Here is a 16,342-nt window from a genome sequence, read left to right as displayed (position 1 = left end):
AGCCGCCGATCCCGGTCAGTCCTTGATCTCGCACAGCGCGGCGCCGCTGCTGACGCTCGCGCCCACCTCGGCCTTGAGGCCGACGACGGTGCCCGCCTTGTGCGCGTTCAGCGGCTGCTCCATCTTCATCGCCTCCAGGACCACGATCAGCTCGCCCTCGGCGACGACCTGGCCCTCCTCGACGGCGACCTTGACGATGGTGCCCTGCATCGGCGAGGCCAGGGTGTCACCGCTGACGGCCGAACCGGCCTTCTTGGCGCCCACCCGGCGCTTGGCCTTGGCCGCACCCGTGGCACCGGCCGCGGGGGCCGTCGAGACGCCCAGCGAGGACGGCAGCGACACCTCGATCCGCTTGCCGCCGACCTCGACGACCACGGTCTCCCGGGTCTCGGCCTCCTCGGCCTCGCCGGCCGCGCCGACGAACGCCGGGATGGTGTTGTCGAACTCGGTCTCGATCCAGCGGGTGTAGATCTTGAACGGGCCCTCGCCGCCGTGCACCTCGGGCGCGAACGCCGGGTCGGTGACGACCGCCTGGTGGAACGGGATGGCGGTGGCCATGCCCTCGACCTTGAACTCGTTGAGCGCGCGCTTGGCCCGCTCCAGGGCCTGCTTGCGGTCGCGGCCGGAGACGATCAGCTTGGCCAGCAGGGAGTCCCAGGCCGGGCCGATGACCGAGCCGGTCTCCACGCCGGAGTCCAGGCGCACGCCCGGGCCGGACGGCGGGGCGAACAGCGTCACGGTGCCGGGCGCGGGCAGGAAGTTGCGGCCCGGGTCCTCGCCGTTGATGCGGAACTCGAAGGAGTGGCCGCGCACCTCGGGGTCGCCGTAGCCGAGCTCCTCGCCGTCGGCGATCCGGAACATCTCGCGGACCAGGTCGATCCCGGTGACCTCCTCGGTGACCGGGTGCTCCACCTGCAGACGGGTGTTGACCTCCAGGAAGGAGATCGTGCCGTCCAGCGCGACCAGGAACTCGCAGGTCCCGGCGCCCTCGTAGCCGGCCTCCTTGAGGATGGCCTTGGAGGCGCGGTACAGCTCGGCGTTCTGCGCCTCGGTCAGGAACGGCGCGGGCGCCTCCTCGACCAGCTTCTGGTGCCGGCGCTGCAGCGAGCAGTCACGGGTGGAGACGACCACCACGTTGCCGTGCTTGTCCGCGAGGCACTGGGTCTCCACGTGCCGCGGGTTGTCCAGGTAGCGCTCGACGAAGCACTCGCCGCGACCGAAGGCGGCGACCGCCTCGCGCACCGCGGACTCGTACAGCTCCGGGATCTCCTCCAGGGTGCGGGCGACCTTGAGGCCGCGGCCGCCGCCGCCGAAGGCCGCCTTGATGGCGACCGGAAGACCGTGCTCCCGGGCGAACGTGACGACCTCGTCGGCACCCGAGACCGGGTCCGGGGTGCCGGCCACCAGCGGGGCGCCGGCGCGCTGGGCGACGTGACGGGCGGTGACCTTGTCACCGAGGTCCCGGATGGCCTGCGGCGGCGGGCCGATCCAGGTCAGGCCCGCGTCGATGACGGCCTGGGCGAAGTCGGCGTTCTCCGACAGGAACCCGTAGCCGGGGTGGACGGCGTCCGCGCCGGAGTCCTCGGCGGCCTTGAGGACCTTGGCGATGTCCAGGTAACTGGTGCCGGGGGTGTCACCGCCCAGCGCATAAGCCTCGTCGGCCGCGCGGACGTGCAGCGCATCCCGGTCCGGCTCGGCGTAGACGGCGACGCTGGCGATACCGGCGTCCGAGCAGGCCCGGGCGACGCGGACGGCGATTTCCCCGCGGTTGGCGATGAGCACCTTGCGCACTGTGGCTCCCTTCTTGAACCTCGTTGAGTTTATGGATTCCTGGGCAGTACCGGCGAGTAGCCCCAGGTTGTGAACTATCCCACACGGACCGTGATGGGATTCCGGGCCCGGTCGACGGGCCGGACGGAGACTTCGCAGGTCGTGCCCGGTGCGGTCGAGCGGGCCCGGGCGACGGTGGGTGACCGGGCGGCGGCGTGGCGGGACGGTGGCATGGAACACATCCTCCCGCCGGCCGCTCAGGCCGCAGTCGAGCCGGCCGGGGCGGCCGCCGGGGACCGCCGCAGCGCCTCGGTCGTCACGTCGGCCGCGAGCTCGACCATGTCCGGCCCGTAGGCCTCCGGGTTGACCACCCGCAGGACCAGGGCGAAGGTGCCGTTCCGGCCGTACTCGCGGGCGAGTTCGCGGTGGTGCGCGACCAGGTAGCGGACGCCGGCCTGGTTGGCGACGCCGGTCTGGCCGGAGATCAGGAACACCGGGCGGCCACTGTCCGGAGTGGCGATCCGGGCGAGCAGGACGTGGGTCTGGTCGTGGTCGACGGAGAAGTCCCGGTCGCCCACCACGATCACGTTGCTGCCCGGGCCGGGGCCGGAGGTGATCAGCACGCCGGGCAGGCCCCAGGCCAGGTGGGCGGCCGTCCGCTCGTTGCTGACCGGACCACCCAGGCACAGCTCGGTCTTGGCGCCCAGACCGCGGTGCGCGGCGTCGTGGGCGACCAGTTCGGGCCGGGCGCCGCACTCCTCGACCAGCCCGGCCAGCCACATCAGGGCGTAGGCGTCCCGGCGGGTCACGGTGTGGGCGTGCGAGCCCGTCCCGATGCTGCGGGGCACCACGATCAGGCACTCGCTGCCGGCCGGCAGCCCGAAGAACGCCCGCACCCGCTCCACCCGGCGGCGCCGCCGCAGGGCCTGCGCCAGCCAGCCGAGACCGGCGCTGATGGCACTGGCCACCAGGCCGAGCACCACGTTGAGCACGTTGTCGTTCATCGGCGTGCTTTCTCCCCCTATTCGAACGCCGGTCAGCTTAGGGCCTGAACTACCGGATGCGGCAGGTTACTTGGTCCACAGATCGGTGATGCGCAGGTCGAGGTCGGCGAGCAGGCGGCGCAGCAGCGGCAGGGACAGGCCGATGACGTTGCCCGGGTCGCCGTCGATGCCGTCGATGAACGGCGCCGAGCGGCCGTCCAGGGTGAACGCCCCGGCCACGTGCAGCGGTTCGCCGGAGGCGACGTAGGCGGCCACCTCCTCGTCGTCCGGGGTGCCGAAGCGGACGGTGGTGGAGGCGGTCGCCGAGGCCTGCCGGCCGGTCGTGGTGTCGACCACGCAGTGGCCGGTGCGCAGCACCCCGGCGCGACCGCGCATGGACTGCCAGCGGGCCAGCGCCTCCGCGGCGTCGGCGGGCTTGCCGAGGGCCCGGCCGTCCAGCTCCAGGACGGAGTCGCAGCCGATCACCAGCTCGCCGCCGGTCAGTCCGGCGGCGACGGCCTTCGCCTTGGCCTCGGCCAGGACGAGGGCGAGTTCGCCGGGGGTGGCGGCGCTGATCGCGTCCTCGTCGACGCCGCTGACCACCACGCGCGGGTCGAGCCCCGCCTGGCGCAGCAGCCCGAGGCGGGCGGGGGAGGCGGAGGCGAGGACGAGGGCGCGCTGGTCGGTCATGCCCACCAGAGTAGGGGGTGGCACCAAGGGGGTGTCGCTGCCGCCGTTCGGGTGAACGGCTCAGGTGAAGAACCGGGTGAGCATGATCAGCACTGAGCCCACCAGCACGATGGCGGCGAGCACCTTGCCGGCCCGCTGCATCCGCTCCTGCATGCGACGGGCCTCGGGCGAGGGCCCGTCCTCGGGGTCTGACCAGAGCACCCGTCCAGAGTGCGGTGCGGGCGGGCCCGGACGCCTGAGTATCCGTACTCAGGTTTCGGGCAAAGCGGGCGGCAGAACGCGGCGGGGAGGGCGGCAGGGGCGGAGCGGGGAGCGGCCCGGAGCGGGAAGTCGGACGGGCCGACCTCCCACTCCGGGCCGGAGCGGCTCCTAGTGCGCCCAGCCGGACGTCCGCCAGGCGTTGACGCCCGGGCGGACGGCGGGGCGGAACAGGCGGGAGCGGTCGTTCCAGGGGGAGGCCGGGCCGACGCCGGCCAGACGCGCCGCGTCGGCGGCGGCCTGCGCGGCGGCGGCCCGGGCCTGGACCACCGCCAGGACGGTGGCGAGCTCCTCGGGGGTCGGCTGCCCGTGCAGCACGTGGATCGGGGACATGGCTTGGTTCTCTCCCGAGAGGGATGGTGCCTACAGGGGGATGTTGCCGTGCTTCTTGGGCGGCAGCACCTCGCGCTTGCCGCGCAGCGCCCGCAGGCCCCGGACGATGTGCCGACGGGTCTCGCTCGGGGCGATCACCGCGTCGACGTAGCCGCGCTCGGCGGCCAGGTACGGGTTGAGCAGGGTGTCCTCGTACGAGGCGATCAGCTCGGCCCGCTTCTCCTCGGCGGTGCCGGCCGCCTCGGCCTCGGCGATCTCCCGGCGGTGCAGGATGTTGACCGCGCCCTGCGCGCCCATCACGGCGATCTGGGCGGTCGGCCAGGCCAGGTTGAGGTCGGCGCCCAGGTGCTTGGAGCCCATGACGTCGTACGCGCCGCCGAAGGCCTTGCGGGTGATCACGGTGATCAGCGGGACGGTGGCCTCGGCGTAGGCGTAGATCAGCTTGGCGCCGCGGCGGATGATGCCGTCCCACTCCTGCTCGGTGCCGGGCAGGAAGCCGGGCACGTCGACGAAGGTCAGCACCGGGACGTTGAAGGAGTCGCAGGTGCGGATGAACCGCGCGGCCTTCTCGCTGGCGTTGATGTCCAGGCAGCCGGCCAGGTCCATAGGCTGGCTGCCGACGATGCCCACCGACTGGCCCTCGACCCGGCCGAAGCCGGTGATGATGTTGCCGGCGAACAGCGGCTGGGTCTCCAGGAACTCGCCGTCGTCGACGATGTGCTCGATCACCTTGCGCATGTCGTACGGCTGGTTCGCCGAGTCCGGCACGATGGTGTCGAGTTCGAGGTCCTCGTCGGTGACGGTGAGGTCGGCCTGCTCGGGGTAGGACGGCGGGTCGCTCAGGTTGTTGGAGGGCAGGTACGAGAGCAGGCTCTTGACGTACTCGATCGCCTCCTTCTCGTCCGTGGCCAGGTAGTGCGCGTTGCCGGACTTGGTGTTGTGGGTGCGGGCGCCGCCCAGCTCCTCCATGCCGACGTCCTCGCCGGTCACGGTCTTGATCACGTCGGGGCCGGTGATGAACATGTGCGAGGTCTGGTCGGCCATCACCACGAAGTCGGTGATCGCGGGGGAGTAGACCGCGCCGCCCGCGCAGGGGCCCATGATCAGCGAGATCTGCGGGATGACGCCCGAGGCGTGCACGTTGCGGCGGAAGATCTCGCCGTACAGGCCGAGCGAGACCACGCCCTCCTGGATCCGGGCGCCGCCGGAGTCGTTGATGCCGATGACCGGGCAGCCGGTCTTCAGCGCGAAGTCCATCACCTTGACGATCTTCTCGCCGAAGACCTCGCCGAGCGAGCCGCCGAAGACGGTGAAGTCCTGGGCGAAGACGGCGACCTGACGGCCGTCCACGGTGCCGTAGCCGGTCACCACGCCGTCGCCGTAGGGCCGGTTCTTCTCCTGGCCGAAGTTGGTCGAGCGGTGCCGGGCGAACTCGTCGAACTCGACGAAGGAGTCCTCGTCCAGCAGCTCGACGACCCGCTCGCGGGCGGTCAGCTTGCCCTTGGCGTGCTGCTTCTCCACCGCCTTGGCGGAGCCGGAGTGCACCGCCTCGTCCAGCCTGCGCCGCAGGTCGGCGAGCTTGCCGGCGGTGGTGTGGGGGTCGTACGGCGCCTCGGTCATCCGGTGGCTCTCCCTGATCATCGGCCGCGACCTGTTCGAGTGCGCGCGGACCGGAGATGGAGGCCCGCGCAGGAGGGCAGGGCGGCGCTGCGAACTACCGCTGCGTAGCGTAGCCAGCGCGCCGGGCGATCCGTCATGTCCTGGCGTTATGGTCATCGACACAGTGTGTTAACGGGCGTTATGCGGGACGATGGGGCGGACTGCGCCTCTGTGGTCCGTCCTGCCGCGGGCCCGTCCTGGTTCTAGGGTGGCCACCATGACCGCACCCGACACCCCTCGCCGCAGCGGACTGCGCGGCTTCGGCCGCACCGGACCGTCCCCCTGGACCGACCTGGACCGGCCGCCGCTGGACCAGGAGGTGCTGCGCCGCGACCTGGTCGTCCCGGGCGGGCTCTGGACCTCGCTGGACGTCGTCGCCGAGACCGGCTCGACCAACAGCGACCTCGCCGAGCGGGCCCGGGCCGGCGCCCCGCAGGGCGCGGTGCTGGTCGCCGAGGTGCAGAGCGCCGCGCGCGGCCGGCTGGACCGGCAGTGGACCGCCCCGGCCCGCTCCGGGCTGTTCCTGTCCTTCCTGCTGCGCCCCGGGGAGGTGCCGGTCGAGCGGTACGGCTGGCTGCCGATCCTGGTCGGCGTGGCCGCCGCCAGCACCCTCGACCGGGTGGCCGGGGTCGAGGTCGGGCTGAAGTGGCCCAACGACCTGCAGGTGGAGATCGACGGCGCGGAGCGCAAGCTCGGCGGCATCCTCACCGAGCTCAGCGGCGGCGCGGTGGTGGTCGGGATGGGCCTGAACGTCTCGCTGCGCGCCGCCGAGCTGCCCGTCCCCACCGCCGGCTCGCTGGCCCTGGCCGGCGCCTCGACCACCGACCGGTCCGTCCTGCTGCGCGCCCTGCTGCGCGAGTTCGCCGGGCTGTACCGCGAGTGGACGGCGGCGGCCGGGGACCCGCACGCGAGCGACCTGCTGCGCGCGTACGTGGACCGCTGCAGCACGCTCGGCCGTCAGGTGAAGGTGCACCTGCCGGGCGACCGCGAGCTGGTCGGCGAGGCGGTGGCGATCGACGGGGACGGCCGACTGGTGGTCCGTACGGCCGACGGCGTACGCCGGGCGGTCGGCGCGGGGGACGTGGTCCACGTCCGCCCCGAGCCGCGCTGAACGGCACTCTTCACCTCTCCTTGACTCGGGCGGATGCTCCGGATCACGTGATTCCGTGCGAACATTCCACCTGGCAGCGGTGTGAGGCGCGCCACTGTCCGCCCGGGTGGCGGGCGGTGCGCCCGGACAGGTAGGACACGAGGCAAGTGCGGCAACCGCACGGGGACGGACCGGTGGCAGAGGACGGCAGCAGCGGGACGGCGGGCAGCCACGACCCCACGGTCGCGCTCGAACTGGAACGCCTGATCCTGGACGCGCCACGCCGCTACACCCCGTACCAGGCCGCGCGCGCCGCCGACGTCCCGATGGAGCTGGCCACCCGCTTCTGGCGCGCCATGGGCTTCCCCGACATCGGCCAGTCCCGGGCGCTCACCGACGGCGACGTGATCGCGCTGCGGCGCCTGGCCGGCCTGGTCGAGTCCGGGCTGCTCAGCGAGTCGATGGCGATCCAGGTGGCCCGCTCCACCGGCCAGACCACTGCCCGGCTGGCCGGCTGGCAGATGGACACCTTCCTGGAGAACCTCACCCAGTCCGTCGAGCCCGGGCTGACCCGCGCCGATGTCGCGTACCCGCTGGTCGAGCTGCTGCTGCCGGAGCTGGAGCAGTTCCTGGTGTACGTCTGGCGGCGCCAGCTGGCCGCCGTCACCGGCCGGGTGGTGCAGGCCGCCGAGGACAACGAGATCACCAGCGGCCGGCTCGCCGTCGGCTTCGCCGACCTGGTCGGCTTCACCCGGCTGTCGCGGCGGCTGGAGGAGGAGGAGCTCGGCGAACTGGTCGAGACCTTCGAGAACACCTGCTCCGACCTGATCGCCGGGCAGGGCGGCCGGGTCATCAAGACCCTCGGCGACGAGATCCTCTACGTCACCGAGGACCCGGCCACCGCCGCCGAGATCGCGCTCAGCCTGATCGAGGCGCTGGCCGAGGACGACACCATCCCCGCGCTGCGGGTCGGCATGGCCTTCGGGACGGTCACCCAGCGGATGGGCGACGTCTTCGGCACCACCGTCAACCTGGCCAGCCGGCTCACCTCGATCGCGCCCAAGGACGCGGTGCTGATCGACGGGGAGTTCGCCGCGGCGCTGGAGCAGAACGGCAGCGTCGGCCCGGCCGAATCGGAGGGGCCCGGCCTGGCGGAGGCGCTGTCGGTGGCGGCCGGGATGCCCGCCTCCGGGCTGCCGGTGCCCGGACCGGACCCGGGGGCGCGGTTCCACCTGCAGCCGATGTGGCGGCGGCCGGTGCGCGGGCTGGGGCTGGTGGAGCCGTGGCTGCTGTCGCGGCGGATGAAGGCGCAGTAGGGGGTGGGCCGCTCGGGGGCCGGGCGTTTCGTAGGTCGGGGCCTCGGGCGCTCGGATGGGTGCCGAACGGTTGAAAGCCGTACCGTCGGCTGCGGGTCCATCCGGGCAATCGGGGCATAACCGAACGAAATCGCCATAGTCTTGGTGCGAGCGGCCGGACGGGTGCGGCCGACCGGTGGGGGTCCGGCAGGACCGAGCACAGGGAGCGAGGCGAGCCGGTGAGCAGTGAGGCGATCATGACGGACCGCGGCTGCGACTGCGATGGCCCGCACCACTCCGACCCGCTGCCCGACCTGCGGCTGCAGTCGGTGGTCGAACTCGCCCAGGACATGGCCGGGGCGCTCACCCCGTTGGAGGCCGTCCGGGCCGCCGCCGCCCGGGCCACCGAGGCGCTCGGCGCCACCATGGCCGCCGTCTCCGTCTGGGACCGCGAGTCCGGCCGGCTCCGGGTGCTGGTCAACCACGGCGAGCTCGCGCCCGGCGAGGAGGAACTGCCCGAGGACGAGTCGTACCCGGTCGCGGACTTCCCGGAGATCGTCACCTACCTGGAGGAACGGTGGACCACCGGGCGGCTGCCGCGCGCCTGGCTGCAGACCGCCGAGAACGTCGAGGCGCACGTCGGGCACAACCACCCGACCGCCGGAGCGTACTGCCAGGAACGCGCCGCCGCGCTGCGCCGGCGCGGCCGGGCCTGCTGCGTGGTCGCGCCGATCGTGCTGCACGGGCAGGCCTGGGGCGAGCTGTACCTCGCCCGGTCGACCGGCATGCCCGAGTTCACCGAGGCCGACGCCGACTACGCGACCCTGCTCGCCGCCCAGGTCTCGGCCGGACTCGCCCAGACCGAGCGCCTCGCCGACCTGCGCAAACTCGCCTTCTCCGACCCGCTCACCGGCCTCGCCAACCGGCGGGCCGTCGACGCCCGGCTGGAGAGCGCGCTGGAGGCGCACAACCGGGACAACACCGTGGTCTCGCTGGTGGTCTGCGACGTCAACGGGCTGAAGCGGGTCAACGACCAGCTCGGCCACGAGATGGGCGACCGGCTGCTGGAGCGCTTCGCCCACCAGCTGTCCCTGGCCGCCGCCAAACTGCCCGGCAGCCTCGCCGCCCGGCTCGGCGGCGACGAGTTCTGCCTGCTCGCGGAGGGGCAGAAGGCCGACGAGGTGGTCGCCGTCGCCGAGGAGCTGTGCGCGCGGGCCCTCGCGCTGTCCGAGGGCGAGGGCGTCGCCTGCGGCGTCGCCTCCACCGGCGACTCCATCGGGCCGGTCACCACCCCCGACCGGCTCTTCCGGCTCGCCGACGCCGCCCAGTACCGCGCCAAGGCCGCCCGCGCCGCCCACCCCGTGGTCGCCGGGCGCAGCCACGGCCCCGGCTTCTCGCCCGACCCGACCGTGCTGCTCGCCGACGCCGCCGACCCCCACCACCGCGCCGACGGGCGACGCGGCCCCGGCGGCCGGGCCGGCGCGGCCGACCGGCGGCGCTTCCGCGGCGCCGCCCACAGCGCCGACCCCGGCCAGCTGCTCACCGCCGTGCTCGCCGCCCTCGACCAGGCCTCGGCCGCCCGGGCCGTCCACCCCGCCGACACCCTCGGCAAACTGGTCGTCGTCGCCGAGACCTCCGCCCGGCTGCTCGACGCCGTCGGCTGGTGGGTCTCGTACGTCCCGCCCGGCTCGCACCTGATGCGCACCGCCCAGCACGCCGTCTACCGGATGACCAGCGGCCCCAGCAGCACCCGCGCCGAGACCCAGCGCGCCCAGATCGAGGCCCCCGACGCCGTCTTCGACCTCCGCCACTACCCGACGACCCGCCGCGCCGTCCGCGGCGGCGCCTTCGCGCTGCGCGCGGGCGCGGCGGGCAACGACCCGGCGGAAGAGGCGATGCTCGTCGTCTCCGGCTACCGCGGCATGGTCGCCGCCGGCGGCCAGAACCCGGCGGGCGGCTGGCTGGTCGAGCTCTTCGCCGACGACGCCACCCTGCCGCTCGGCCAGGCCGCCTGCGCGATGCGGGCGCTGGTGGCGGTCGCCCTGGCGGGGGCGGCTTCGCCGCCGGTGATGTGACGGAGGGGCGGGGGGCCGCCCCGGGCGAGGTGTACCGGTTCGGTGACCGGGGTGTCGCGGGTGGGTCGCGGTTGAGGGGCCGGGGGTGCCGTGGTGCGGGGCGGGGTGGGATGGTGTCGGGGCTGGATCGGGGACCGGGGAACGGGGGGTGGCCATGGGCGGACGGCTGGTGGGCGCGGCGGTGGCCGGGGTGCTGGTGCTGGGCGGCGGGGTGGCGGCGGCCGGGCCGGCGGCGGCGGTGCCCGTGGTGCGGGTGGCGGGCCAGACCGGTACGGCGTCGGCGGGGGTGACCGGTCCGGCGGCCGTGCGGACGGCGCGGGCCGGGCTGCGGGCGCACCAGATCACCGACCACGCCTCCTCGCGGCGCAGGCACAAGACCCGGCGCAGCCTGGTGGGCCGGGCGCTGGACGCGGTGTTCGGCCGGATCGTGTTCGTGGTGCTGGTGGTCCTGCTGCTCGCGGCGCTGCTGGTGTACTCGGTCCGGCGCCGGAAGGGCCGTTAGCGGGCGGCCGGTTCGAGGGCGCGCAGGGTGGAGTCGACCAGGCGGTCCGCGTGGTCGTGGTCGAGCGGGCCGAGCCGGTGCATCCAGCGGTAGTACAGCGGGCCGTAGAGGAGTTCGACGGCGAAGTCGAGGTCGGTGTCGGGGGCGAGGGCACCGGCCGCGCGGGCGCTGCGCAGGCGGTCACGGGTGACCTCCAGGAGCGGGTCGAGCAGCCGGGTGCGGTACTCCGCCTGTACGGCCGGGTCGTTGAGGATCTCGGCGTTGAGGGCGCGGTAGGTGCGGTCGATCGCGGGGTCGGCGAGGTCGTCGATGCTGAGCCGTAGCACGGTCTTCAGGTCGGCGGCGAGGTCGCCGGTGTCGGGGAGGGCGAAGTGGCCCTCGTGGCCGTTGACGGTGAGGAAGGCGTCGAAGACGACCGCGCCCTTGGAGGGCCACCAGCGGTAGATGGTCTGCTTGCCGACCCCGGCGCGGGCGGCGATCGCCTCGATGGTGAGCTTGCCGAAGCCGATCTCGGAGACGAGCTCGTAGGCGGCGGTGAGGACGGCGGAGCGCGAGCGCTCGTTGCGCCGGGTGGGGTCGGGGGCGGTTCTCGGGGCCATGCCGAAAATTCTATGCGAGACATCGAGACGAGACGTATCGTCTTGTCCTGTCCGCGGGCGAGACGCAACGTCTCGTCTCATTCGCCGTTCCCGGAGGTGCCCATGCCCCGATCCCACCCCGCCCACATCCTGATGGTCTCCATCCCGGCCCACGGGCACGTCAACCCGAGCCTGGCCGTGGTCACCGAGCTGGTCGCCCGGGGCCACCGGGTCAGCTACGTCAACGACGCCTCCTTCCGGGAGACCGTCGAGTCCACCGGGGCCGCGTTCGTCCCGTACCCCTCGACGCTGCCGCTCACCGACGACCCGGCGAGCTGGGCGGTGGACCCGGTGGCCCTCCAGGAGCTGTTCCTGGACGACGCGCTCGCGATGTGGTCCGTCCTCCTGGAGCACTTCGACGAGGGTGGCGACCGCCCCGACCTGGTGCTCGTCGACATCGCGGGCTACGCGGGCCGGGCGCTCGGCGAGCGGCTCGGAGTGCCGGTGGTGCAGCTGTCGCCCACGCACGTCGGCTGGGAGGGCTTCGAGGAGGACTTCCCGGAGGTCTTCGGGCAGCTGCGCTCGTCTCCCGGCGGCGCCGAGCACTACCGGCGGTTCGCCGACTGGCTCGCCGAGGCCAGGGTGGTGCAGCGTGACGTGGACGCCTTCAAGGCCCTGCCGGACCGGGCGATCGCGCTGATCCCGCGCGCCATGCAGGCGTGCGTGGACCGGGTGGACGAGCAGCGCGTCACCTTCGTCGGGCCCTGCTTCTCGGACCGCGCCCACCAGGGCCGGTGGGAGCGCCCGGCCGATGCCGAGAAGGTGCTGCTGGTCTCGCTGGGCTCGGCCTACACCAACCAGCCCGCGTTCTACCGGGCCTGCATCGAGGCCTTCGGCGACCTGCCGGGCTGGCACACCGTGCTGCAGATCGGCCGGCACACCGACCTGGCGGAGCTGGGCGAGGTGCCGGACACCGTGGAGGTGCACCGCTGGGTGCCGCAGCTGTCGGTGCTCGCCCAGGCGGACGCCTTCGTCACCCACGCGGGCATGGGCGGCTCCAGCGAGGGGCTGTTCCACGCGGTGCCGATGATCGCCGTACCGCAGGGCGTCGACCAGTTCGCCAACGCGGACGCCCTGGTCGGCCTCGGCGTCGCCCGTCGGCTGGACGCCGACGCGGTCACCCCGGAGGCGCTGCGCTGCGCGCTGCTGGAGCTGGTCGGGGACGCGGCGGTGGCCGAGCGGCTGGAGGTGCTGGCCGCCGCCGGCCGGGCCGAGGGCGGCACCGCGCGGGCGGTGGACCTCATCGAGGCCGAGCTGAAGGGCTGATGCCGGAGTCGGGGTGCGGGTGGCGGAGGCCCCGGGGGTGCGGCGCGGATCCGGGCGTCGGAGAATCCGGATGGTGAGCAGCTGTTGTCATATCTCCATTCACCTGATGTGATTATGTATATGGATATGCACAGTGCTGTGGCCCCCGACGCTCCGCTGGTCCAGGTCGGCAAGGCCGACGTCAGTGCGGAGGACGTACTGGCCGTCGCCCGGGGCAACGCCCGGGTCGAGATCGGCCCCGACGCGCTCGCCGAGATGGCGGTCGCCCGCGCGCGGATCGACGCCCTCGCGGCCGAGCCGCGCCCCGTCTACGGCGTGTCGACCGGCTTCGGCGCGCTCGCCGTCCGGCACATCAGCCCCGAGCTGCGCGCCCAGCTGCAGCGCTCGCTGGTCCGCTCGCACGCGGCCGGCATGGGCCCGGTGGTCGAGCGCGAGGTGGTCCGCGCGCTGATGTTCCTGCGGATGAAGACCCTGGCCTCCGGCCGTACCGGCGTCCGGCCGCTGGTCGCCCAGACCATGGCCGCCCTGCTCAACGCGGGCATCACCCCGGTGGTCCGCGAGTTCGGCTCGCTCGGCTGCTCCGGCGACCTCGCGCCGCTGTCGCACTGCGCGCTGGTGCTGATGGGCGAGGGCACCGCCACCGGCCCGGACGGCGTGGAGAAGCCCGTCGCCGAGCTGCTGGCCGCCGCCGGGATCGAGCCGGTCGAGCTGCTGGAGAAGGAGGGCCTGGCCCTCATCAACGGCACCGACGGCATGCTCGGCATGCTGGTGATGGCCATCGCCGACCTGCAGCGGCTGTTCACCACCGCCGACATCACCGCCGCGATGTCCCTGGAGGCGCTGCTCGGCACCGACAAGGTGCTCGCCCCCGAGCTGCACGCCCCGATCCGCCCGCACCCGGGCCAGGCGCTCAGCGCCGCCAACATGCTCGCCGTGCTCAAGGGCTCCGGCCTCACCGGCCACCACCAGGACGACGCGCCGCGGGTCCAGGACGCCTACTCGATCCGCTGCGCCCCCCAGGTCGCCGGGGCCGGCCGGGACACCCTGGCGCACGCCCAGCTGGTCGCCTCGCGCGAGCTCGCCGCCTCGGTGGACAACCCGGTGGTGCTGCCGGACGGCCGGGTGGAGTCCAACGGCAACTTCCACGGTGCGCCGGTCGCGTACGTGCTGGACTTCCTCGCCATCGCCGCCGCCGACCTCGGTTCGATCTCCGAGCGCCGCACCGACCGGCTGCTCGACAAGGCCCGCTCGCACGGCCTGCCGGCCTTCCTGGCCGACGACCCGGGCGTGGACTCCGGCCTGATGATCGCCCAGTACACCCAGGCGGCGCTGGTCAGCGAGAACAAGCGGCTCGCCGTCCCGGCCTCGGTCGACTCGATCCCGTCCTCCGCGATGCAGGAGGACCACGTGTCGATGGGCTGGTCGGCCGCCCGCAAGCTGCGCCAGGCCGTCGAGAACCTCGGCCGCATCCTGGCCGTCGAACTGACCGCCGCGGCCCGGGCGCTGGAGATCCGTCAGCAGGCCGATGCGGCGGGCGGGCCGGCCCCGGCCACCGCGGCCGCGATGGCCGCCGCCCGCGAGGCGGGGGTCGGCGGCGCCGGCCGCGACCGCTTCCTCTCGCCGGACCTGGAGGCCGCCGCCGCGCTGGTCGCCTCCGGGGACCTGGTGCGGGCGGTGGAGCGGGTCACCGGCCCGCTGGCCTAGGGAGTGTCTTGTGGATCTTGTCGGACCCGGCAAAGATCCACAAGACACGACCTAATGCCCCGGACGCGGGGCGGCCGGGGCTCAGTCCCAGTCGCTCTGCGGCCGGCGCTCGTCCCGGTCCCGGCGGTTGCCCAGGGCCGCCGCGAAGTTGACCCCGACGATGCCCGCCCAGCAGGCCAGCAGGCCGGCGAAGCCGCCGCTGCCGGGGCTGCTGGCGATCGCGGTCAGCGGGATGCCGAAGGCCAGCGAGATCACCGCCATCCGGTTGCCGGAGCGGCCGGGGGCCCAGCCGCGGCGCGAGCGGCGCCGGTCCCGGTCCCGGTCCCGGTCGCGGTAGTCGGGCTCGTAGTCGTCCAGCCGCGCGGCCACGGAACGCTCCACCCGGGCGTCCAGACGGGCGTCGAGGCGCTTCATGAAGGAGTCGACGAGCTCCTCCTCGTACTCCTTGCCGAGCTCCTTGCGGGCCTGCAGGGTGGCGTCGAGGTCGCGCCGAAGTTCGTCCTGGCGAGTGTCCATGCCAGTAGCGTGGGGCCGCCGCGCGGCCCGGTCCATCCGTTCGCGGGGGGAATCCGGGCGGGGTCAGGGAGAAATCAGGGTTACCCCGAGGCCCGTGTCCGGCGCCCGTTCCGGTGTCCGATCATTGGGACGTCCCGTGCGGCGTTCCGCCGTACGAGACGTCTTTGCCAGGCGCGGCGCGCTGTTGCACAGTCGTCGTCCCGAACGCTCGCACCCGGAGGTAGAGCTGATGACCGCCACCGACGAGGCCGGTACCGTCGGCCCCTCCGCCCGGCTGCTCCAGCTGTTCGAGGGGCACCGGCTGACGCCCACCCAGCGGAGGATCGCCCACTCGCTGGTCCGGCACGCCACCGAGGCGCCCTTCCTGTCCAGCGTCGAGGTCGCCGAACTCGCCGGGGTCAGCCAGCCCTCCGTCACCCGCTTCGCGGTCGCCCTCGGGTACGACGGCTACCCGGCGCTGCGCAAGCAGCTGCGCGAGCTCGGCGTCGGCGAGCCGGCCGCGCCGGAGACCCCGGACGACGCGGTGCGCAACGAGCACCAGCAGGCCGTGCTGGCCGAGATCGAGCACCTGCGCCACCTCGCCGAACTGCTCGCCGACCCCGAGCCGATCATCCGGGCCGCCCGGCTGCTGGCCGCCTCCCGCCCGCTGCCGGTGCTCGGCCTGCGGGCGGCCTCCGCGCAGGCGCGCGGCTTCGCGTACTTCGCGGCCAAGGTGCACCCGGACATCCGGCTGCTGGACGAGGGCGGCAGCATGCTGGCCGACCGGCTGGAACAGGCCACCGCGGCGGGGGCCACCGCGCTGCTCTGCTTCGCCCTGCCGCGCTACCCGCGGGAGTTGATGGACGCCCTGGCGGTCGCCCGGGAGTGCGGGCTGACCGTGCTCACCGTGGCCGACAGCGCCTTCTCGCCGGTCGCCAAGCTCTCCGACCTGATGCTGCCGGCCGCCGTCGGCACCGGGCTGGTCTTCGACACCGCCTGCGCGCCGATGATGCTCGGCCGGGTGCTGCTGCAGACCATGTGCGACGAACTCCCCGGTGCGGAGGCCCGGTTGGAGGCGATCGAACACGCGGCGGCGGCGCGGGGGCTGTTCCTGGAATAGCGAAACAAGGCCGGGGGAGTACTCGACACGAACCCGGGCATCCCCTAGTGCAGGGGGTGCCGCCCATGCGCGTGATCCACGAGATGAAGTTCGTCGCCCGCCTGGCCTCGGGTGCCGACGAATGGTCCTGCCCCGCCTGCGGACGCCGCGTCACCCTGCGGCGCCTGCCCGAACCCGAACTGACCGTCCTCGACCCGGGCGACGAGTCCGCCGTCCACGTCGGCGTCATCGAACCCGACGCCCGTGCCACCGCGGCCGCCGAGAAGTACGGCCTCGGCCCGGTCCAGAACATCCCCCGCCCACCGTCTCCGCCCGCCCCCGACGCCGCCGACCGCCGCTGGCTGGCCGAGATCGGCATCGACTGGGACGGCGGTGACGCCGCCGCCTGAGGGCGTCCGCTCCAGCCCGTACCGGCCCGTGCCGGGCGGGCCCTTCGGCGTGCCTGGAGGCCGGTTCCGGCCATG

Annotated in this window: 15 protein-coding genes and 1 pseudogene; 8 read left to right on the top strand and 8 right to left on the bottom strand. The window is 73.7% G+C overall.

Going from position 1 to position 16,342, the window contains the following annotated elements; translation table 11 throughout:
* Positions 1-15: 15 nt before the first annotated feature.
* The 6 genes from ACIG5E_RS27790 to ACIG5E_RS27765 form a co-directional block, all read right to left on the bottom strand.
* Positions 16-1,791, bottom strand: coding sequence for an acetyl/propionyl/methylcrotonyl-CoA carboxylase subunit alpha (locus tag ACIG5E_RS27790; protein ID WP_396537790.1), 1,776 nt, complete (start codon positions 1,789-1,791; stop codon positions 16-18).
* 236 nt (positions 1,792-2,027) lie between these two features.
* Entirely contained in the window at positions 2,028-2,774 is a 747-nt protein-coding gene (locus ACIG5E_RS27785; RefSeq protein WP_396537788.1) for a hypothetical protein, read from the bottom strand.
* A 66-nt stretch (positions 2,775-2,840) separates the two neighbouring features.
* Positions 2,841-3,443 (bottom strand): nucleoside triphosphate pyrophosphatase, encoded by a 603-nt coding sequence (locus ACIG5E_RS27780; RefSeq protein WP_396537786.1) that lies wholly within the window; start codon positions 3,441-3,443, stop codon positions 2,841-2,843.
* Positions 3,444-3,503: 60 nt separating this feature from the next.
* Positions 3,504-3,644 carry a morphogenic membrane protein MmpB gene (mmpB, locus tag ACIG5E_RS27775; RefSeq protein ID WP_396537784.1) on the bottom strand — a complete coding sequence of 47 codons (141 nt, stop codon included), beginning with the start codon at positions 3,642-3,644 and terminating at the stop codon, positions 3,504-3,506.
* A 168-nt stretch (positions 3,645-3,812) separates the two neighbouring features.
* Positions 3,813-4,034 (bottom strand): acyl-CoA carboxylase epsilon subunit, encoded by a 222-nt coding sequence (locus ACIG5E_RS27770; protein WP_396537782.1) that lies wholly within the window; start codon positions 4,032-4,034, stop codon positions 3,813-3,815.
* Between the two features lie 30 nt (positions 4,035-4,064).
* Complete coding sequence (locus tag ACIG5E_RS27765) at positions 4,065-5,675, bottom strand: acyl-CoA carboxylase subunit beta (RefSeq protein ID WP_396537780.1); 1,611 nt, start codon at positions 5,673-5,675, stop codon at positions 4,065-4,067.
* 235 nt (positions 5,676-5,910) lie between these two features.
* Here ACIG5E_RS27765 and ACIG5E_RS27760 point away from each other — a divergent pair, with 235 nt between their 5' ends.
* The 4 genes and pseudogenes from ACIG5E_RS27760 (at position 5,911) to ACIG5E_RS27745 (ending at position 10,655) form a co-directional block, all read left to right on the top strand.
* The gene (locus ACIG5E_RS27760; protein WP_396537778.1) at positions 5,911-6,804 is read left to right on the top strand and encodes a biotin--[acetyl-CoA-carboxylase] ligase; all 894 of its coding nucleotides are present in this window, start codon (positions 5,911-5,913) and stop codon (positions 6,802-6,804) included.
* A 173-nt stretch (positions 6,805-6,977) separates the two neighbouring features.
* The gene (locus ACIG5E_RS27755; RefSeq protein ID WP_396537776.1) at positions 6,978-8,099 is read left to right on the top strand and encodes an adenylate/guanylate cyclase domain-containing protein; all 1,122 of its coding nucleotides are present in this window, start codon (positions 6,978-6,980) and stop codon (positions 8,097-8,099) included.
* A gap of 236 nt (positions 8,100-8,335) precedes the next feature.
* Positions 8,336-9,562, top strand: a pseudogene (locus tag ACIG5E_RS27750) (diguanylate cyclase domain-containing protein); the annotation flags it as partial.
* A 739-nt stretch (positions 9,563-10,301) separates the two neighbouring features.
* The gene (locus ACIG5E_RS27745) at positions 10,302-10,655 is read left to right on the top strand and encodes a hypothetical protein (RefSeq protein WP_396537774.1); all 354 of its coding nucleotides are present in this window, start codon (positions 10,302-10,304) and stop codon (positions 10,653-10,655) included.
* On the opposite strand, the gene ACIG5E_RS27740 is transcribed toward ACIG5E_RS27745, so the two are convergent.
* Positions 10,652-11,254, bottom strand: coding sequence for a TetR/AcrR family transcriptional regulator (locus ACIG5E_RS27740; protein WP_396537772.1), 603 nt, complete (start codon positions 11,252-11,254; stop codon positions 10,652-10,654). The genes ACIG5E_RS27745 and ACIG5E_RS27740 overlap by 4 nt on opposite strands.
* A gap of 102 nt (positions 11,255-11,356) precedes the next feature.
* On the opposite strand from ACIG5E_RS27740, the gene ACIG5E_RS27735 reads away from it, so the two are divergent.
* A complete protein-coding gene (locus ACIG5E_RS27735) occupies positions 11,357-12,559 on the top strand; it encodes a macrolide family glycosyltransferase (protein WP_396537770.1) in 1,203 nt (400 codons plus the stop codon).
* A 120-nt stretch (positions 12,560-12,679) separates the two neighbouring features.
* A complete protein-coding gene (hutH, locus tag ACIG5E_RS27730; RefSeq protein WP_396537768.1) occupies positions 12,680-14,263 on the top strand; it encodes a histidine ammonia-lyase in 1,584 nt (527 codons plus the stop codon).
* Positions 14,264-14,344: 81 nt separating this feature from the next.
* Here hutH and ACIG5E_RS27725 read toward each other — a convergent pair whose 3' ends face one another.
* A complete protein-coding gene (locus tag ACIG5E_RS27725; RefSeq protein ID WP_396537766.1) occupies positions 14,345-14,779 on the bottom strand; it encodes a hypothetical protein in 435 nt (144 codons plus the stop codon).
* Positions 14,780-15,008: 229 nt separating this feature from the next.
* Between ACIG5E_RS27725 and ACIG5E_RS27720 the strand changes: the two genes are divergently transcribed.
* Entirely contained in the window at positions 15,009-15,878 is an 870-nt protein-coding gene (locus ACIG5E_RS27720) for a MurR/RpiR family transcriptional regulator (RefSeq protein ID WP_396537764.1), read from the top strand.
* Positions 15,879-15,943: 65 nt separating this feature from the next.
* Positions 15,944-16,267, top strand: a complete 324-nt coding sequence (locus ACIG5E_RS27715; RefSeq protein ID WP_033350007.1) for a hypothetical protein — start codon at positions 15,944-15,946, stop codon at positions 16,265-16,267.
* The last annotated feature ends 75 nt before the right edge of the window (positions 16,268-16,342 follow it).

Source organism: Kitasatospora sp. NPDC053057, assembly GCF_044546945.1.
In the GTDB taxonomy this organism is placed as follows: domain Bacteria; phylum Actinomycetota; class Actinomycetes; order Streptomycetales; family Streptomycetaceae; genus Kitasatospora.
Note: the sequence above shows the minus strand (reverse complement) of the source record. Positions and strands in the feature narration are given on the sequence as shown.